Below are 17,916 nucleotides of genomic sequence, written 5' to 3' on the forward strand. Positions count from 1 at the left end.
CTGCTCAACGTCACATGCGTGATCTACTCGGTGGCGCCGACGGTTCTTGCGAGCGTTGCTGAAGCCACGGCTTTAGGCGCGATGCCTCGGGCTTCGTCGGAACTTTGGAGCAGTCGCTTCGGCTAGGGCGTAATCGCGCCAAAGATCGATAGTGAGCCGATCCCTGCGACCGTTGATTACGGGACGGGGTATCTTCGCCGACTCACCTGCGGTGAAGCGGAGTGCGTACACGCTAGATGCGTTCTATGTCGCTGCGGCCGGGTCGAGTGACCTTCAGATGCTCGTCAGGGTGAGATCTGTCGGGGCATACTCGTGTCATGAGTTCAACCTGTGTCCGCGGCGCAACGAACCCGACGCAGGCCACCCGCTATCAACTCTGGGCGGACTCCGCGGGGTACTGCTCCAACCCGACATGTCAGAATGCTCTATTCGTCGACGCCGGAAGGGCGCTCACCACCCATTTCGGGGAGATAGCGCACATCATCGCTGCCAGCCCCGGCGGACCGCGTGGTGACGAGAGGGTTCCTGTTCCAGATCTCGGGGAGTGGGCGAACCTCGTCCTGCTGTGTGCGAATTGCCACACAGTCGTGGACAAGACCCCTGAGAGTCACCCCGTCGAGATGCTGCTGGCGTGGAAGCAACAGCGCAAGGCCGCCGTTGAAGCGGCCCTCGGGATCGCCGCTTACGCTACCCGCGAGCAGGCCCGAGCTGCTATAGAACCGTTCGCACGCCAGAACCGGCACATCCACCAGACGATAGGTCCGGACAACGATTACAGGTTTGATCCGAATGCCGAAGAAGCAGCCATGTGGGAGCGCGAAGTCGTCGCCACGATCATCCCGAACCTGCACCACATTCTGCGCATTATCGACGCGAACCGGGAGCTGCTGACGGATGATGAGAAGGATGTTGTGGCTGCGTTTCGCAGTCACATCGATGGCTTGACCCATCGTCATCTCGGCGCTGGAGGCCTGCGCGCGTCTCGGTATCCAGCGGGAATGGAGGATCTCTTTGCCTGAAGCAGACGCATTCATCGCTTCGCTGTTCGAGAAGGTCGACGACGTCGTCACCGGTGTCGAACTCGACGGGGACCACGTGCATGTCCATCGAAAACATGCACGACCAGTCCGCGTCGGTATCGTCCGCAGGCGGGACGTGCATGCCGCCGATATTGCGCACCTCTTTGACGGTGATCTTGACTTCGTCGCGAACGTCCCGCGTGACGGCCTATTCCAGGGAGACGCGATTGCTCTCTGCCGCGAAGCAGGTGTGGGATGGGGTGGACTGGCCGACGCAATGCGCGCCTTCCATCTGGACGATCCCGGCGGCTATACGTCGGGTGAGATGGGCTTCGTGCTGGCCGGCCTGCACCGACACAGCCACGTTGACTCGGTGTCATTCTTGGATAGCCGCCGACTGCTGGTCACCCGAGTGCATGGTCTTGAGCCTCTAGTGCTGTACATCGAGGAGAAGTATCAGCCCGAAGTCGCGGCGGTGCACTTCGCCCTGGACCGGTGCTGGCCCTTCGACATTTTCGCCTCGACGAATCCGAATCGAGGACCCACCGCGCAAGCCGAAAGCGCCGCGGCGGAAGCGGGCGTAGAAATCCTCAGATGGGGTCCAACCCTGTCCCGCCTCAGACGATGAGCGAGGACCAGCTCGCGGGACTGCGGGACGTTGCCTTTCGCCACCCCACTATTCAGATCTTCGTGTTTGGCTCGACCGTGCATGGGCCCCATCCAGCGCATGACATTGACGTGTTCCTCATCTACCCGTCCACCGATTCGCTCAACGCCGTCCTCGAGGATCTCGACACGCTTCCCGTTGCGCCAATCCTCGACCTCACGCTGATGACCCCGGTCGAATCGGAGGAGTCGGGATTTCTCGGTCGGTCCCGAGCTGTGAGTCTTCATGATGTCCCGCCTGTTCGCTGTTGAGCGGGAACATGTGTCGGGAGGGTTGGCGCGAGAAGCACCGTGCGTCCTCCTTGCAGCTTCGCCAACAGACGAATCAGTGGGATGCATCGCGAGATAGCTCTTTGCGAATGTGGTTCACCGAGCATCTTGCTTGATGCTGGTGTCTGCCGGCTCCAATCCGCGTTGCAAGCGGTGATGGACGTAGAGTTCGCGACGAGTCGTCGCGTCTTCTCGAACGGCGATCAACTCGTCTCCCCAGACCTCGCGCGCCGGGAGGACCATGTCCGCGATCGGTGCGTCGTTGGGATGATGGACGATCCACCGTTCTGCCTGGGAGGCGACGACGCGATTCACGAACGCAACCAATTCATCGTGAGCTTCACCTACTCGGAGGTCGGGCAGTTCGTGTGCTGTCAGGTCGAAAGTCGGCTCGCGAAACTGGACGATCAGCCGAGGCGACAGCGGCAGCCAGACGATCTGCGCCGTCGCGTACCCGACGGGGTCGTCTCCCGGCGACCACCAGCACACTGGCTCATCGCTGGTGAGGACTGTGGCGTTCTTCGGGACGATTACCTCGATCTTCTTCTCCACTAGATACTGCGCGAGCCCACGGTCATCGGTCTCAGGGTCGCCCAACGCCATCTTGAGACTCTCCTGAACTAGTACAGCTTGCGGGGGGACGATGCGCGGAAACCTTGAGGACGCGAGGTCCTCAACGAACGCTGCCGCATTCGCGGCGGTACTGGGTTTGCCCTGGTGTGCGAGCGCAGCACGAGCCTTTTCTTCGTTTAGGTCGGCGAGAACTTGTGTGTGCACCGATTGGGTGATCAGCGCGATGATGTCGTCGCGCCAGCGATGTCCGCGGACCGTCTGAAGAGCGGTGAACTGGATCAGGCGATACCAGTCGCTTTCGTCGACGGCAGCGAAGCGTCCCTCGACCAGCTTCTGAATGGTCGGTGCGATCGCGGACTCGAGCTTGCTCAGCGCGGCCTCGACGTCTTCCGGATCGAATCCAATCTTGTCTTCCTCGCGGGCGAGAGCTTCGGTCTCGATTCGGTAGAACCCCACTTCCGCGATGGCCCTGTTGATCGCACTCCGGTGAGCTAGTGACAGCTCGTCGCGGCTGACGAGCATCACCTGTTCAGAGGCATCTGCGAAGTTCCGCAAGTACAGCTGCGGCACGGTGTGGTGACGAGGAGACACAACCACATTCTCCCGTCACCCGCTTGCATCTCCGCAGGGACTTTCCGCGCATGCCGGAGCGGCTCAATGCCTTCGTCCGCGGACACACTGAGCCGGTCTTGTCGCCGCGGCAACTACGCCTATCGGACACTGCCGAACGTGACACACCTATCACGCGGGAGCCCCGAGATGTCGGGGAATCGTGGAGCTGGTCGACGTCAGCTCAAACCCAACAAAACCCTCGGTGTGCGCCCCTGCGACTATCAAGCGCCGGGACCTGGCCGGGACCTGATGCGTGCAAAGCATGCAATACGTGATGTGAACTGTGGCCTTCTGCGCAGCGGTGACGCCCGGAAAATCAAAGAACCAGGCGGAACCGTCTACCTGGGGGTCAAGGGGTCGCAGGTTCAAATCCTGTCAGCCCGACCGAGATGAGGCTCGGAATCACGCGGAAGTCGCGAGGTTCCGAGTCTCTGGCGTCGCGGGCGTCGCTGCGAAGTCGGCGCTCTACCGTGCGGACGCGTCCGCGTACGATCTCGTCGCCGCCGCCGAGCGCGAGGTCGACGTCGCGGCGATCGACCGCATGCTGCACGTGCTCGCGTAGCCGAGTGCTCACAGACGGGCGTCGTCGTGTCGGTCATCCGCGACGACGCCCAGGAGAGGCGAGCAGCCTGGTCGGTGCTGCTCGCCTCTCTGCTCTCATGATGAGAGCGAGGTTCCCCTAGCATTCAGGCATGCCACCGACGCCGTCACCATCCCCCACTGGAACAGCCGAGCCGAGCGTGATCGACGTCGTCGCGTACCTGCCGCTCATCGTCGCGGCGATCGGTCTGACGGGCCTGCTCATCGCGGCGGCATGGTCTGCACGCTCGGCGATCATCGTGCGCCTGCTGGACTCGCAGCGCGACACGAGCCAGCGCTTCGCCGAGTTCCAGCATGAGGCGGTCGCCGCGATGAACGAACTCGCGGTCGCGATGTCGAGATACATCGCGCAGCCCGGCGACATCGCCGCGATCGCCGAGGAAGTCGCGCAGCGCCGCCCGCCTGGCGCGCAGTCGGTCACGATCAGCCTTGGCGATACTGCGCAAGAGCGAGTGCGCGTCGCCACGGACAGGTGGCGTCTCACGCTGGCGCGTGCTCACGAGTTCTCCGGTCAGCCGCTGAGCGACGCGCTGAGCGCGGTTGATAGCCAGCGGGAAGTCGTGGTCAACCGCATGAACGCGAAGCAGTGGGACGACGCGCGAGACGCGAACGAACGGATGCTCTCGCACGAGATCAGGCAGGCTTATCGCCGCCTTCAGATCGTCGCGATGGAGTACCAGATCGCGTCCGCGCAACTGCTTCGGACTCGACTGCTGCGTCGGTATCTGCGGCGCTGGGAACAGCACATGCAGAACGAGCGGCAGCGGGGCGAGGACATGATCGCCGACTACGAGCGCGAGATGAGCGCTGCGCCCTCTGCCGCGCCCGATCTGCCGCTCGACGATAGGACACCATGAGCCAAGACACGCGGCGGGGTGGTGTGCTGCTGCGTCCGGCCCGACGTCGGGAGATCGGCAACGGTAGGTCAAGCAACGTCCGGTGGTTGTGCAACGCGTTGTGCACACGCGCCGTTACGTGATCGGCGGGCGCATCACAGGACAGCACGCGAGTGCCGGGGAGAGTCAACGGGCGACTACTCCCCAGCACTCGGCGTCACCGCTCAGCACGGCTGAGGGTTCTCTGGGGGTCAAGGGGTCGCAGGTTCAAATCCTGTCAGCCCGACGTAGACGCAGTGTAGGGGCCGGGGCCGATCCGCAAGGATCAGCCGGCCCCTACACTGCGTCTACTCGCGTTCGCAAAGCTGGTGTCGGCGACGCAGCGCCGAGAGGCTCCGCGCGCCGCCTTCTCGCATCGTGTGCCGACGTCGATATCCAGCGGCGCGTGGAGGGCGCTGTGGGGGCGCAGCCCGACGTGGACGCCAAAGGGTCGATCCGCAAGGACCCCGGCCTTGCGTTTGCTCGCGTTCGTAAAGCGGAGGTATCGATAAGACGCCGAAGGTATCGGCGTGCCACCGGGCGCAAGTCAGACCTCGGTTCTGCGGTCGAAGCCGAGGGTCGCCAGGAGATCTTCGTGAAGCTGGAACCAGACGCGATGGCAGGAGTCGATGTCGGACCGGTCGACCCATTCGTTCTGACCTCCTTGCGCCCGGCTGCGCGCGGCCTCGAAGCGGGTGTCGTACCCGGCGAACCTTGTGAGCATGTCGGTCAGTCGCGCGACAAGTGGTGTGAGGGCGCCGCTCAGTGCCTCGAGTTCACCGAAGACGCGAGCGTCCCAGCCGGCGTCAGCATGGTCGTTGGCGGCGAGCCTGTCTTCGCTGGTGGGCCGGAGCTGCCAGTCAGTGCAGGCACTCACGAACCGCGCGTTGAGCGGGAGGAAATCGCTGTAGACGCTCCCGACCGTATCGTCGGGGTCGGCGCCGGCGCGTTCGTCGGCGAGCTGACGCTGGTTCTCGACCCTGCCCGACTCCGTCAGCGACCATCCGTCGAGACCGGCGAACGCGTCACGCCTGACCCAACGATGTCGTTCCGCATCGCGCAAGAGTTCGACTGTGGCGTCGTAGCCGATCCCCGCGCGATTGGCGATCATGACAGTGTCGGCGAAGCCCAGGCATCTGACCGCATGCAGCGCCAGCAGCGATGGAGCCGAGTCATGCGTCATGAGCCTTGCCGGGCAGCGAGGCGGTTGTAGTGCTGCTGACACGCCTGCGGCGACCGGAAGCCCATCGCCTCGGCGATCTGCGCCCAGGTCAGGCCGGCTGCCTTCGCTGTGAACAGAAGTGCGGCCTCCACTCCCTCTACCTCGGCCCGCGCCGCCGGGAGCAGAGTGAGCGTGCTGAGCAGGTCAGCAGGGGAGAGATCTGCGGAACGCCAGAGCGCGAACTGCGTCAAGTCGACCGCGGTGGGCGGCATCGAACCGGGCCGCCATGGGCGGACCGCCAGAGCATCGGCGCCGAGCTGCAGAAGCCGATCCTGGGCCTCGTGCTCCCGGTGAGCCTGAGCGTGTTCAGCAGACCGTTGGCGGTTCGGCTCGTGCGTCATGCTTCAAGCCTGGGTGATCAACATGCTGTTGTCAATGTAATGTTGATGCGTGACTCTTCGGGCATGGAGGCAACGGGAATGATCGTGACTCTGCGGAATGCGAGAGCAGAATTCTGCGGTGGGAAGGCAGCTGCCCTGTCGGTGCTGCACTCGGCCGGCACCTCGCGAGCCTGGGTGACCCCGCCGTGGCCGTTCGCTCGTCGGCCGCGACCGAAGACACAGCGGGTGGGTCGGCGGCCGGTCAATACGAGAGCGTGCTGGCTGTGCGCGGCACGGCAGCCGTTGCCGAAGCGGTCCGCGTCTGCTGGGAGTCAGCCTCGTCGGTGCGCGCCACCGACTACTGGAACCATCTGGACGACGATGCCGCGACGGGTGAACCCGAGATGGCCGTGCTCGTTCAGCGCCTCATCGACGCCGACGTCTCAGGTGTCGTGTTCACGGCCGCACATCCCGGGGAAGACACCCGAATCGAGGCCTCGTGGGGTCTTGGCCTCGGTGTGGTCGGCGGAAGCGTCACGCCCGATGCCTACGCGGTCGCGTCAGGCGGCGGCATCCGACGAACCATCGCTCGCAAGGCGACCCGCCTGGATCGTGATGGATGCGGCGTCGCCACCAGGGACGTGCCGGAGGAGCGGCAGACGCTCCCGACGCTTGACGATGCCGCCGTCACTTCTCTCGCGGCCCTCGGGCAGCGTATCGCCGACGTGTTCGCCCACCCGCAAGACATCGAGTGGGCGATCGCCGACGGAAGAGTCTGGATCCTCCAAGCGCGACCGCTCACCGTGACCCTTCCTCCTTTGGCGTTGAAATCACCAGCCACAGGGAGCGGGTCTCTGGTCGGCACGCCGGGATCCCACGGCAGCGTGACCGGAACGGCCCGAGTGCTCCGCGGACCATCCGACTTCCCGCGCATCCAGCCCGGAGAGATCGCGATCTGCGCCTACACCGACCCGGCATGGACGCCGTTGTTCCGCATCGCCGCCGCCTTCGTCACCGAGACAGGGGGAGCGCTCTCTCACGCGGCGATCGTCGCCCGCGAATATGGCATCCCCGCGGTGCTCGGCGTTCCGCACGCCACCAGCCGAATCCGGGATGGCGCTCGGATCACCGTCAACGGCATCGACGGGACCGTTGCCGTTCCGCAGGAATGACGCCGAAGAGCCGGTCCGATACAGTGCATGAAACGACCGCGTGGAGAGGAACTCATGAGCGACACGACATCGGCTAGAGCAAGCACCGCATCCGACATCCTGTGGCGGTTGATCATCATCGGGATCTTCGCGATCGGGGTGATCATGGCAGTCGCGGTCCCGCTGCTCAACGGCAACTGGCGATCGATCTTCGCGGCCGCACCCGTGTTCGCGTTCGGGATCCTCATCGCCGCGATCCGCTCGATTCGCCGCTGACTGACCTCGCCTGAGTTCCCGCCACTCACTCCGGCAGGCGGTAGTCGAACCAGATGCGGTGGGTGCCATCCGCGTCGACGGTGATGCCGCCGCCGCCCGAGATCCCGGCCAGCTCGCCGGTGCCGCTGGAAGGAATGATCGTGAACGATTCGTCGCTCCGGTCCGCCCCAAGAGTGCTCGCCGAGTGCGAGAAGTTGAAGGTGCCCGCCCGGCCGGCCAGCGCTCCTTCGAAGGACTCCATTGCGACGTAGCCGCCGCTCTCGGCGACGTGGTCCATAGCGTACGTGAAAACCGTGGTCGAGCGCCCGGCCACCTCGCCCACAAACACCTTCTCCATCCTCACGACCGCCACGGATGCCGCGGTCTCCACCCCGGTGTCGAGGGGGGGATCGACAGGCGTGAACGCCTCCACGGTGAATGTTCCAGATGCGCGCATGATGCTCACTTTCTCGACAGGAATTCGGCGTCGCGCTCGTACTCGTCGGCGTCGTCGCGGAGCTCGGGTTTGTTCAGTTCGACGGCTTTGAGGCGGGAGAAGTCAGCGAGCTCGTAGAGCCTGCGGATCGCCACCTGCATCACGGCTTCGACAGTGAGCGGGATGCTGCCGGCATCCGACCCGTAGGCATCCAGCAGCAGCTGGATGCGCCGCGGCGCGTCTGCTCCCGACGGCGCACCGTGCGGTGGTTCGCCGGTGAGCGGCACCATGCGCGTGGCGTAGTACGCGATATCCCAGATGCGCGGGCCGGGGGAGCACATGTCGAAGTCGATCGCGCCGATGATCGCGCCGTCGCGGAACGCCAGGTTGTGAGGCGAGAAGTCGTTGTGGCAGATCATCTCGACGGGCACCTTGGTCGACGACTGCCAGGTCGCCTCATCGAGCGGGAACCCGATCGATGCGTCGTGGAGCCGGCGCAGCATCCGCGCCCCCTGCTCGAGAGCGGCGTCGGTCCACACCCAGCTCGGCAGGGGATAGGCGGGAACGATGCCGTCGATGAAGCTCAGCGTCTCGTGCGTGCCGTCGAAATCCAGCGGCTCCGGACCCCAGTCGATCCCGCCGCGACGCAGGTACTGCAGGTACCGGTGCACGGTCGGCGTCCAGGGCCCGCCGATGCGGCGGACTGTGTCGCCATCCCGGACGACGGCGTTCATGTTCCCTCCCGCCATCACCTGCTGCGCGTCGTTCAAGATGGGGTCCTTCCGTCGGTTTCGGGGATGAGGACAGTGGCGAGGCTGATGCGGTGCTGTCCGTCCCTGCGTGGCTGCAGGTACGGGGTGAGCACCTGCATGAACTCCGACTGCAGTCGCTCGAGGTCTTCAGCGTCGAGATAGAGCGGCGCGCGTGAGAACCCGAGCATGCCCCGCATCTCCGTATGGTCGTCGTCGAGCAGCTCCTCGAAGTCGTTGGAGAGCCCGCTCAGGAACATCGCGAACGCCGAGCGAAGCTGCACAGCATCCATCGCCTGCATCTCGCCCTGGCCCACGTGCGCCATCCGCTCACCCAGCGCGAGGGTGCGCTCGACGGCGCCGCGCACCTGTCGTTCCTCGACCACAGCGAGGACGTCGGCGTCGAGCAGGGCCGCGACATGCCGATACAGGGTGGCCTGCTTCACCTCGGGCAGCGCTTCGCGCAGCTCGGTCGTCGTCATGCTGCGGCCGCCGAGCTGCTGAATGATCTTCATGCGCACCGGGTGCAGCACGATGTCCGCGATCGGACGCTCTTGGGTCATGAGCTCTTCACCTAACCATTATCGCTCTGATAATGTTCTCATCGAGATATCAACCATTGAACCAGAGGTGAGCCTGATGACGCAGACGAATCACGGGCCGGGAGGAGTCGACATCCACTTCCCGGGCTGGGAAGCCACGATGGCCGGCAGGAGCTCTTTCCATGTCCCGAAGCACGCGATCCTGTCGGCTCGGGTCGAGCCCGGCTGGACCTCGGAGATCCTCGGCATCCGCTCTGGCCTTGTCGTGTCGGGGTATCGCAAACTCGGCACCTTCACGCACCCTTCCGGTGCGAGGCGGCTGGTGTCGATGAAACGGGGGATGCCGTTGCTCAGGCTTCATACGGACCGGAACCAGACCGGGTTCGACGAGATTCTGCTCAGCACCGATGACGCAGAGCAGATCGCGCACGCGATACAGGAAGGTGTCGCGCGATGAGTCACGCAGCCATCGAGATCCGTGATCTCGCCAAGCGCTTCGGATCCGTCGACGCCGTGACGGATGCGACGTTCGTCGCCGCCGCCGGCCGGGTGACGGGCTTTCTCGGCCCGAACGGCGCGGGAAAGTCCACGACGCTGCGCATGCTGCTCGGTCTCGTGCGCCCGTCCCAAGGCTCGGCCCTCGTGCACGGCAAGCCGTATCGCGATCACTCCCACCCCGCCCGCCTCCTCGGGGCGGTTCTCGACATTGCCGGCGCGCATCCGAGGATGACCGCCCGGCAGCACCTGCGCACCTACGGAGCACTGTCGGGGCTCCCGGCGGAACGAGTGGATGCCGTGCTCGAGCAAGCCGGCGCGACTGCCTTTGCGGATCGGCGCGTCGGTGCCTTCTCGACGGGGATGCGACAGCGTCTCTCGCTCGCGACCGCGCTGCTCGGCGACCCGGAGATCCTCGTGCTCGACGAGCCCTCCAACGGTCTCGATCCCGCGGGCATCGTGTGGCTGAGGACGTTCCTGCGCGACTTCGCCGCCTCAGGACGCACCGTTCTGCTGTCCAGTCACGTTCTCGGCGAGGTCGAGCAGACCGCCGACGATGTGGTGCTCATCGACCGCGGCCACGTCACCCGGACCGGAACGCTCGCCGACCTGCGATCGAGCGGGGCGTCTCTCGAAGACGTCTTTCTCAGCGCCACCCAGGAAGGAGTGCCGCAGTGAACGCGATCCACGGCGAACTCACCAAGCTCTTCACACTTCGCCTCGCCATCTGGGCGATGCTGCTCGCAGCAGCCTGCGGCGCCCTGCTGACAGGCGCGCTCGCGCTGATCGGACCCGAGAACGCGACCCCGCCGATGCCCGGCCTCGACACCGCGGACGGCGTCGCGATCGTCCTCGGGCTCCCCAGTGTGATGCTGTTCGTCCCCGCGCTCATCGGCACCATCGCCGTGACCTCCGAGTACCGGCACCACACCATCGGCACCACGTTCCTCGCCGTCCCCAGACGCGGGCGGGTGCTCGGTGCGAAGCTCATCGTCTACGCGCTGCTCGGCCTGACCTACGGGATCGTCTCGTCGGTGGCATCCGGCGCGGCACTGTTCGCGGGCGCCGCGGCGCGCGGCGTCTCGATCCCGGTCCCGATCGGGGAGGTCCTGCTGCCGCTGATCCAGCTCGCGCTCGCCGCCGCCGTGTACATGGTGCTCGGGGTGAGCATCGGAGCGCTCGCTCGCAATCAGCTCATCGCGATCGCCATCGTGCTCGGATACTTCTACCTGCTCGAGTTCGTGCTCATGATGATCCCCGGCGTCAACACCTTCTACCCGTTCCTGCCCGGCGGAGCGACGGCATCCCTGACGAGCTTCTCCTTCCTCACCGACACCATGGCCGAGCAGACCTCGCTCGGCTCCGCCGCGCTGGTGTCTCCCGCCGCGGGAACGCTGATCCTGCTCGCCTATGCCGCAGTCGCAGGCCTCTTGGCGGTGATCGTCCCGCTCCGACGAGACCTCAGATGACGACGCAGCACCGCTCACCGTGGGATCGCGTAATTGCCCCGCACCCGCTGCTCGGGATCGAGCTCCGTCTTCAGGGCTCGGAGACGCGCGATGCTCGCCTCGGGCAGGGCATCCGACAGCTTCTCACTGCGGTGCAGGAACGTCATCGGCTTGCGTCCGCTCACGGGCAGCGAACCGACGAGGCGCACCTGCTTCTGCGAAATCACCTCAGCGGCCTGCTCATCAGCCGGCGCACCGAACATGTAGATCACGTAAGGCTCAGTCAGCGACCCGTGCGGGCTGTCGCTCGGCTGGGCGAACGCACCCTGCAGATGCCGGATCTGCACGCTCATCAGCGGAGCGATCGGATCGTCGAGCAACGCGGCGAGCGCGGCGTCATCAAGACGCGTGAGAAGCTCGCCGCGCGACTCCCCGGCGCTCGGATCGGTCGGCTCGGCTGTGATGCTGCCCAGTTCGGCGACACTCATCGTCGCTCGTGAATCCGACAGGGCTGGGGGCAGCTGTTCGGTCGCCGTCATGAGCGCACGGGCCTCTGCTTCCGAACCGAGACACGTCGAATCGATCGCGATGAGCGGGTCCGCGCCGGGGAAGTGCAGCACCTCGAGCCACAGCGTCAGATGATCGGGCGCCGACGCCGTGATGTCGCGGAACACCCGCGCCACCTCGTGCGCATGCTCGCCGGCCCACAGCTGACGTCCGCCGAACACCGATGGGGCAGGGTGCAGCTGCAGTTCCAGCGCCGTCACGATGACGATGTCGCCGCCGCCTCCCTTCAGCGCCCAGAAGAGCTCAGCGTCAGCATCCGGCGTGATGTGGCGAGCGACGCCGTCTGCGGTGACGACGTCGGCACCGAGGATGCTGTCGGCCATCCACCCGAACGCGCGGCCGAACCAACTCAGCCCTCCGCCGAGCGACGCCCCGGTGACGGTGACGACCGGCGAGCTGCCTGGCAGCGCCGTGAGGCCGTGCTGAGCGGCTGCGCGCTGCAGATCACCGGAGCGCACTCCGGCGCCGATCCGCGCGGTCATCGCCACCGGGTCGACGTCGATGGCGTCGAGCAGGTTCGTGCGCAGCAGAATCGCATCCGACGCGCGTCCGGTCGCGCCGTGGCCGGTGGGCTGGACGGCTACGGCGAACGCGCGTGAGCGGGCGAAGCGCACCAGGTCTGCGACGTCATCGGCGTCGACAGCTTCCACCACGGCGCACACGGGCTGCGCGACGGCGAGGTTCCACGGGCGGTGCACCTGCGCGAAGCCGGGGTCGGACGGGAGCCAGACGCGGCCGCGCACCGCATCCGACAGTTGGGTCAGGCCGGACTGGGACACAATGTTCATCGGGACTCCTTCACGAGACGGTTCGAGTGAGCACGATCGCAGATCATGCTCTCACCCAGAAGTCGTTACGCATGCGGAAAACGTGACGAACGAGACGACGAAGCAGGGAGCACGATGCCCGAGACACCCACCGCAGCACTCGATGACATCGCCGCGGAGTTCATGACGCATCGCGCGAAGCTGTACGCGATCGCCTACCGCGCCCTCGGCTCGCCCTGGTCGGCCGACGACGCGGTGCAGGAGACGTGGGTGCGGCTGCAGAGATCGGATGCCCGTGCCATCGCCAACCTGGAAGCCTGGCTCACGACCGTCGTCTCGCGCGTCTGCATCGACATGATCCGTCAGCAGGTGAGCTGGCGGGAAGACCTCGACGACGACCCCGGCTCCAACGGCGGTGCGGCAGCGGACACGGCCGTTGCGACGCCGGCATCCGACGCATCCGACCCCTTCGACGTGGTGATGCGCGCAGAAGACCTCGCCGTCGCGATGCAGGTCGTCCTCGACACCCTCGGCCCGCTCGAGCGACTCGCACTCGTCTTGCACGACGTGTTCGCGCTGTCGTACGACGACATCGCGCCGATCGTGGAGCGCACGCCGGTCGCGGCTCGGCAAATGGCATCCCGAGCTCGCGCCCGACTTCGAGGCGTCGACGTCGCCCAGACCAGGGAGCGTCAGGATGCCGCCACCGGCGCCTTCCTGGATGCCGCGAGGAAGGGCGACTTCGGACGGCTGCTCCAGCTTCTCGACCCGGACATCGAGTTGAGAAGCGATGAGGCGGCCGTCGCGCTCGCCGCGGACGGCGCCGAGTACGGCGCGCCGCTGCTCGACGGCCGGGTCAACGGCGCCGATGCGGTCGCTCGCGTCTTCGCGGGCCGTGCGGAGCTCACCCGCCTCGTCTGGGTCGAGAACGTCCCCGCGGCCGCGTATGTCACCGGCGACACGATCCACGCCGTCTACCTGGTCACGTTCTCCTCCGGCCGGATCGTGGCGCTCGATGTCCTCGCCGACCCGACCAGTCTTTCGGCGCTGAGCGCCGAGGTGCGCTGAGTGCCCGACCTCTGGTCTCCTGGGCCGGGCGCCGCGACCGGGTCGCTCAGGCGGGGCTGACGGTGAAGCTCCAGGTGACGCCGAAGCGGTCGGTGAGCATCCCGAAGCCTGCGCTCCACGCCGATGCCGCCAGCGGCTCGACGGTGATGGCGTCCACCGACAGGGCATCCCAATACCCCTGGAGCTCATCGAGGGAGTCGGAGCCGACTGAGACGAACAGAGCCTGGTCGGTGATCGTGGCGCTGTTCTCACGTCTGGTCGACCCACCGCCGGCGATGGATCCCTCGGTCTGGCCGGGGATGTCATAGGCCATCACACGGAAGCCGTTCTCTGCGGCGACCAGACCGAACACGACCTTGTCGGCGCCGGGTGCGTCGGCAGGCATGCCGAAATCCGCGTAGGTGTTGATGACGACGCGACCGCCGAAGACGGACTGATAGAACTCCAGTGCCGCTCGCGCATCGCCGCGGAAGTTGAGGTGGGTGGTGGTCTGAATGGTCATCTCTGCTCCTTTAGTCGGACTCGGCCGTGCGGCTCGATGCATCCACCGTCTCAGCCATATAGGTCGACTTCGGTCCTAGATAGCACCTAGCGTGGAGCCATGACGACGACATCGCGGCTGCTCAGTCTGCTGTCGCTGTTGCAGACGCACCGGGAATGGCCTGGGTCGGTCCTGGCATCGCGCCTGAAGGTCAGCGGTCGTACGGTTCGGCGGGACATCGACCGCCTGCGCGAGATGGGGTACAGCATCCAGGCGGCCCTCGGGCCGGACGGCGGCTACCGCCTCGACTCCGGCAGTGAACTCCCACCGCTCCTCTTCGATGATGATCAGGCCCTGGCGATTGCGATCGCGCTCCGTGCCGCACCCGCGACCGGCACGGGCATCGAAGAAGCGGCCGTCCGTGCCCTCGGCACCATCCGTCAGGTGATGCCGTCGAGGCTGAGGCACCGCCTCGACGCGCTCGAGGTCACGACGATCGGGCGTCCGGGCGAGGGGGCGCCCACGCACGTCTCGGCGGACGTTCTCGTCACGCTCTCGAACACGATTCGCGACCGGCAGACGCTGCGCTTCGACTATGCGCGCCGTGACGCAGCCGACGACAACGGGCAGGAGCCGAACCCGCGCCGTCGCGTCGAACCCCATCACCTGGTCACCTCGCACGGACGGTGGTACCTCGTCGGATGGGATCTCGATCGCGACGACTGGCGCATCTACAGCGTTGATCGCATCGCGCCGCGCATTCCCCACGGGCCACGCTTCGAACGGCGCGCCGCGCCCGGTGGTGATGTCGATGAATTCGTGTCCGCGCGGTTCAAGGGGTCCACCGTCGACGAATGGCCATGCCGCGGCACCGTGCTCCTTCATCTGCCGGCCGGCGAGGTTCTGCCGTTCGCCGGAGACGGAACGGTCACCGCGGTCGACGGTCGCACGTGCACCCTCGAAGCCGGTTCGTGGTCGTGGGGAGCCCTCGCAGCATCATTCGGGAGGTTCGAAGCGCAGATGGAGGTCGTCGGGCCATCCGAGCTGGTCGACGCTTTCGCCGAGCTGGCGGAACGGTACGCAGCGGGCGGTGCTCGCGATGAGATCCGCCCGACTCCACTCGTTGGCTCCGGTGATCGCGCATCCACCGCGTGATGTCCGCGCAACGCCCATTCCGTTCAGGCCCGACGCAGTCCCATCGAGACGTAGTCCGAGAATCCCGCGCGCTTGGCGAACTTCACGGGACGCCGAACCGTCTCGGCGAATCCGAGCTTGCGGTAGAGCCCGAGGGCCGCCGCATTCGTGTCCTTGATGTCGCGCAGCACGAACTCGTCGTACGGCAGCTCAAGGATCGAACGCATCAGGGCGGTGGCGACGCCCTTGCCCTGATGGGCCGGTGCGGTCGTGACGAACCCGATCTCGGCCAGACCGTCGCGGGCATCTTCGTAGGCGCCGAGGAACTGGCTGCGAACGATCCGATAGCTGATCGTGCCGCGTATCCATCCGAGAGCCTGCTGGATCGGGCGCTTCTCCGGTGCGAAGCACTCCTGTGCACCCTCGGTCACCGACGCGATGGCAGCGGGCTCCCCGTCGACGAGTGCGACGTGGAACCGCTCGAGGATGACCATGTGCTCGAAGGCGTCGGCGAGCACCCGCGGGTCCTTGGAGAAGAAGGCGAAGTCGTCGGCGAACCCGTTCACGAGCACCTCGGTGATCCTTCGGCGGTACCCCTCGCCCAGCTCGTCGCCGCGCATGGTCGCGATCATCTCTGTTCTCCTCCGATAAGCGTGCGAAGCACAAGGTCGACGTCCGGCTCCGGCAGCCCGGTGCCCATCGCGAGGTGCATCGAGGTGAGCCCGGTGAGCAGCGCGAAGTAGTGGGCGGTGACACGACGGGGATCACCCGCTGCGAACGCGCCGGTGCGCTGGCCGCGCCGCACGAGATCCGCCACAGCATCCCAGAGCGCGCCCTGCTCGACCGCGAGCCTGGACGCTGTTCCCGGCGGACTGTCGGTCGTGAAGCCGTGATTCATGACCATGAAGAACTCGGCGGCACCGTCGCCGCTCACGAGGTCTGCGATGTACCCCTCGGTGAACCCGCGGAGGAGGTGGAGGGGATCGCCGCCCCCGGAGAGGTGGGCCGCAGCCATCCGCATCCCCTCGGATGCGTGGCGCAGGAGGGCATCGAACAGCTCCTCCTTGCTCGCGAAATGGCGGTAGATCGATCCGGCGCTGAGATCGGCCTCGGCAGCGATCTTGCGCATGTTGGAGTCCGCGAACCCGTGTCGCGCGAAGACACGGACGGCGGCGGTCTCGATCGCCGCTCGCGTCGCGGCTCTTGCTGCCGTGTTCTGCTCTGCCGTGCGGGGCATGGGCCACCTTTACAATGAACGTTTGTTCATCGTATCGTCAGAAGCCCCCGGCGCCATGCTCAGTCGTCTTCGGTCGCCTCCTCCGCAGCATCCATCGCCGCCTCGCCCTCCTCCTGAGATTCGGCGCCGGCGCTGGCGGCAGAATCCTGATCGTCAGCGGGTTCACCGTCGGTGGTGGGCATGCGCTGATCGTTGAACTGGCCGTCGGGTGCGGCTTCGGACGCGGGCGGGGGATCCTGCTGCGAGGCGCGGTGGACCGCGTGGATGTCTGCGGACGCGTCGTGGTGCTTGTCGGTGCTCATGTCATGAGTACACCCGCGATATCGGGCATCCGACAGGGCCGTGACGCGACGCACGGCGGCGAGTATGATCCGTCGCCGCGAGCCCGCACCTATCGTTTCGCGGTGACGTGCTCGCGCAGCGCGGGGATCACCGTCTCGCCGTACACCCGCAGCGTCTCCTCCTTCGAATCGTGCTGCAAGTAGCCGGCGAACTGCGTCACCCCGAGCTCCTTCAGCTGCTTCAGCTTCTCGATGTGCTCCTCGGCCGACCCGAGCACGCAGAATCGGTCGACGATCTCGTCGGGCACGAAGTCGACGTGGTCGTTGTCGGCCTTCCCATGCGTGTTGTAGTCGTAGCCCTGCCGGCCGGCGATGTACGACGTCAGCGCGTCGGGAACGACGCCGTCACCCCCCGAACGTGTCCCGTACTTCGCGACGATGTCGGCCACGTGGTTGCCGACCATCCCGCCGAACCACCGGCACTGCTCCCGCATGTGCGCGACGTCGTCGCCGATGTACATCGGCGCAGCCACGCAGAACGACAGGGCGTCGGGATCGCGGCCGGCGGCTTCCGCGGCATCCCGCACGGCTTTGATCATCCACGCGGCGATGTCGACGTCGGCGAGCTGCAGGATGAACCCGTCACCCACCTCGCCGGCGAGCTTCAGCGCGAGCGGCCCGTACGCCGCCACCCACACCTCCAGCGACGATCCGTGACTCCACGGGAACTGCAGGGTGGTGCCGTTGTACTCCACCGACCGCGAATTGCCGAGCTCGCGGATCACGTGGATCGCCTCGCGCAGCTCGCGCAGCGTCGTCGGCTTGCCGCCGGTGACGCGCACCGCCGAGTCGCCGCGGCCGATCCCGCAGATGGTGCGGTTTCCGTACATCTCGTTGAGCGTCGCGAAGACGGATGCTGTCACCGTCCAGTCCCGGGTGGCGGGGTTCGTCACGAACGGGCCCACACTCACCCGGTGCGTGTTCGCGAGGATCGCGGAGTGGATGACGTAGGGCTCCTCCCACAGCAGATGCGAGTCGAAGGTCCACACGTGCCCGAATCCGTGCGCCTCGGCCAGCTGCGCCAGCTGCACGACCCGCGCGGCAGGGGGATTGGTCTGAAGCACCACACCGAAGTCCATGGCCGCGTC

General features: G+C 66.3%; 23 protein-coding genes. 11 read left to right on the plus strand and 12 right to left on the minus strand.

Going from position 1 to position 17,916, the window contains the following annotated elements; genetic code table 11:
• Positions 1-317 precede the first annotated feature (317 nt).
• The 3 genes from WDU99_RS00150 to WDU99_RS00160 are packed head-to-tail and all read left to right on the plus strand — an operon-like array spanning position 318 to position 1,937.
• Complete coding sequence (locus WDU99_RS00150) at positions 318-1,019, plus strand: HNH endonuclease (RefSeq protein ID WP_337330407.1); 702 nt, start codon at positions 318-320, stop codon at positions 1,017-1,019.
• Positions 1,012-1,647: a hypothetical protein gene (locus tag WDU99_RS00155; protein WP_337330408.1), complete on the plus strand. Its 636-nt coding sequence runs from the start codon at positions 1,012-1,014 to the stop codon at positions 1,645-1,647. Before WDU99_RS00150 ends, WDU99_RS00155 begins: the two co-directional genes overlap by 8 nt.
• Positions 1,644-1,937: a nucleotidyltransferase domain-containing protein gene (locus tag WDU99_RS00160; protein WP_337330409.1), complete on the plus strand. Its 294-nt coding sequence runs from the start codon at positions 1,644-1,646 to the stop codon at positions 1,935-1,937. Before WDU99_RS00155 ends, WDU99_RS00160 begins: the two co-directional genes overlap by 4 nt.
• 114 nt (positions 1,938-2,051) lie before the next feature.
• On the opposite strand, the gene WDU99_RS00165 is transcribed toward WDU99_RS00160, so the two are convergent.
• Positions 2,052-3,119, minus strand: coding sequence for a DUF4238 domain-containing protein (locus WDU99_RS00165; RefSeq protein ID WP_337330410.1), 1,068 nt, complete (start codon positions 3,117-3,119; stop codon positions 2,052-2,054).
• Positions 3,120-3,832: 713 nt separating this feature from the next.
• Between WDU99_RS00165 and WDU99_RS00170 the strand changes: the two genes are divergently transcribed.
• The gene (locus WDU99_RS00170; RefSeq protein ID WP_337330411.1) at positions 3,833-4,597 is read left to right on the plus strand and encodes a hypothetical protein; all 765 of its coding nucleotides are present in this window, start codon (positions 3,833-3,835) and stop codon (positions 4,595-4,597) included.
• 565 nt (positions 4,598-5,162) lie between these two features.
• Here the strand turns inward: WDU99_RS00170 and WDU99_RS00175 are convergent.
• Complete coding sequence (locus WDU99_RS00175; protein WP_337330412.1) at positions 5,163-5,798, minus strand: transcriptional regulator; 636 nt, start codon at positions 5,796-5,798, stop codon at positions 5,163-5,165.
• Entirely contained in the window at positions 5,795-6,178 is a 384-nt protein-coding gene (locus WDU99_RS00180) for an SANT/Myb-like DNA-binding domain-containing protein (protein WP_337330413.1), read from the minus strand. The genes WDU99_RS00175 and WDU99_RS00180 overlap by 4 nt, the downstream gene beginning before the upstream one ends.
• A gap of 185 nt (positions 6,179-6,363) precedes the next feature.
• Between WDU99_RS00180 and WDU99_RS00185 the strand changes: the two genes are divergently transcribed.
• Together WDU99_RS00185 and WDU99_RS00190 are read left to right on the plus strand one after the other, a co-directional pair.
• Positions 6,364-7,329 carry a PEP/pyruvate-binding domain-containing protein gene (locus tag WDU99_RS00185; protein WP_337330414.1) on the plus strand — a complete coding sequence of 322 codons (966 nt, stop codon included), beginning with the start codon at positions 6,364-6,366 and terminating at the stop codon, positions 7,327-7,329.
• Positions 7,330-7,383: 54 nt separating this feature from the next.
• Positions 7,384-7,584 carry a hypothetical protein gene (locus tag WDU99_RS00190; RefSeq protein ID WP_337330415.1) on the plus strand — a complete coding sequence of 67 codons (201 nt, stop codon included), beginning with the start codon at positions 7,384-7,386 and terminating at the stop codon, positions 7,582-7,584.
• A 25-nt stretch (positions 7,585-7,609) separates the two neighbouring features.
• On the opposite strand, the gene WDU99_RS00195 is transcribed toward WDU99_RS00190, so the two are convergent.
• From WDU99_RS00195 to WDU99_RS00205, 3 genes are read right to left on the minus strand one after another with little or no spacing between them, the layout of a single operon-like run.
• A complete protein-coding gene (locus WDU99_RS00195; protein ID WP_337330755.1) occupies positions 7,610-8,020 on the minus strand; it encodes a DUF3224 domain-containing protein in 411 nt (136 codons plus the stop codon).
• A gap of 5 nt (positions 8,021-8,025) precedes the next feature.
• Positions 8,026-8,769, minus strand: coding sequence for a phosphotransferase (locus tag WDU99_RS00200; protein WP_337330416.1), 744 nt, complete (start codon positions 8,767-8,769; stop codon positions 8,026-8,028).
• Positions 8,766-9,311, minus strand: coding sequence for a helix-turn-helix domain-containing protein (locus tag WDU99_RS00205; RefSeq protein ID WP_337330417.1), 546 nt, complete (start codon positions 9,309-9,311; stop codon positions 8,766-8,768). The genes WDU99_RS00200 and WDU99_RS00205 overlap by 4 nt, the downstream gene beginning before the upstream one ends.
• Here WDU99_RS00205 and WDU99_RS00210 point away from each other — a divergent pair.
• From WDU99_RS00210 to WDU99_RS00220, 3 genes are read left to right on the plus strand one after another with little or no spacing between them, the layout of a single operon-like run.
• Positions 9,310-9,747 carry a hypothetical protein gene (locus tag WDU99_RS00210; protein WP_337330418.1) on the plus strand — a complete coding sequence of 146 codons (438 nt, stop codon included), beginning with the start codon at positions 9,310-9,312 and terminating at the stop codon, positions 9,745-9,747. The genes WDU99_RS00205 and WDU99_RS00210 overlap by 2 nt on opposite strands.
• Entirely contained in the window at positions 9,744-10,463 is a 720-nt protein-coding gene (locus WDU99_RS00215) for an ABC transporter ATP-binding protein (RefSeq protein WP_337330419.1), read from the plus strand. Before WDU99_RS00210 ends, WDU99_RS00215 begins: the two co-directional genes overlap by 4 nt.
• Positions 10,460-11,254: an ABC transporter permease gene (locus WDU99_RS00220; RefSeq protein WP_337330420.1), complete on the plus strand. Its 795-nt coding sequence runs from the start codon at positions 10,460-10,462 to the stop codon at positions 11,252-11,254. Before WDU99_RS00215 ends, WDU99_RS00220 begins: the two co-directional genes overlap by 4 nt.
• Before the next feature lie 14 nt (positions 11,255-11,268).
• Here WDU99_RS00220 and WDU99_RS00225 read toward each other — a convergent pair whose 3' ends face one another.
• Entirely contained in the window at positions 11,269-12,588 is a 1,320-nt protein-coding gene (locus WDU99_RS00225) for an FAD-binding oxidoreductase (protein ID WP_337330421.1), read from the minus strand.
• Between the two features lie 114 nt (positions 12,589-12,702).
• On the opposite strand from WDU99_RS00225, the gene WDU99_RS00230 reads away from it, so the two are divergent.
• Positions 12,703-13,635, plus strand: a complete 933-nt coding sequence (locus tag WDU99_RS00230) for a sigma-70 family RNA polymerase sigma factor (RefSeq protein ID WP_337330422.1) — start codon at positions 12,703-12,705, stop codon at positions 13,633-13,635.
• A gap of 46 nt (positions 13,636-13,681) precedes the next feature.
• Here WDU99_RS00230 and WDU99_RS00235 read toward each other — a convergent pair whose 3' ends face one another.
• Positions 13,682-14,137 (minus strand): VOC family protein, encoded by a 456-nt coding sequence (locus tag WDU99_RS00235; protein WP_337330423.1) that lies wholly within the window; start codon positions 14,135-14,137, stop codon positions 13,682-13,684.
• A 99-nt stretch (positions 14,138-14,236) separates the two neighbouring features.
• On the opposite strand from WDU99_RS00235, the gene WDU99_RS00240 reads away from it, so the two are divergent.
• Positions 14,237-15,271 carry a helix-turn-helix transcriptional regulator gene (locus tag WDU99_RS00240; protein WP_337330424.1) on the plus strand — a complete coding sequence of 345 codons (1,035 nt, stop codon included), beginning with the start codon at positions 14,237-14,239 and terminating at the stop codon, positions 15,269-15,271.
• Between the two features lie 23 nt (positions 15,272-15,294).
• Here WDU99_RS00240 and WDU99_RS00245 read toward each other — a convergent pair whose 3' ends face one another.
• From WDU99_RS00245 to WDU99_RS00260, 4 genes are all read right to left on the minus strand, one after another.
• Positions 15,295-15,882: a GNAT family N-acetyltransferase gene (locus WDU99_RS00245; RefSeq protein ID WP_337330425.1), complete on the minus strand. Its 588-nt coding sequence runs from the start codon at positions 15,880-15,882 to the stop codon at positions 15,295-15,297.
• Entirely contained in the window at positions 15,879-16,487 is a 609-nt protein-coding gene (locus WDU99_RS00250) for a TetR/AcrR family transcriptional regulator (protein WP_337330426.1), read from the minus strand. Before WDU99_RS00250 ends, WDU99_RS00245 begins: the two co-directional genes overlap by 4 nt.
• A gap of 59 nt (positions 16,488-16,546) precedes the next feature.
• Positions 16,547-16,789: a hypothetical protein gene (locus WDU99_RS00255; protein WP_337330427.1), complete on the minus strand. Its 243-nt coding sequence runs from the start codon at positions 16,787-16,789 to the stop codon at positions 16,547-16,549.
• 89 nt (positions 16,790-16,878) lie between these two features.
• Positions 16,879-17,907: a TIGR03842 family LLM class F420-dependent oxidoreductase gene (locus WDU99_RS00260; RefSeq protein WP_337330428.1), complete on the minus strand. Its 1,029-nt coding sequence runs from the start codon at positions 17,905-17,907 to the stop codon at positions 16,879-16,881.
• Positions 17,908-17,916 lie beyond the last annotated feature (9 nt).

The organism is Microbacterium bandirmense, assembly GCF_037204185.1.
GTDB classification, from domain to species: Bacteria; Actinomycetota; Actinomycetes; order Actinomycetales; family Microbacteriaceae; genus Microbacterium; species Microbacterium bandirmense.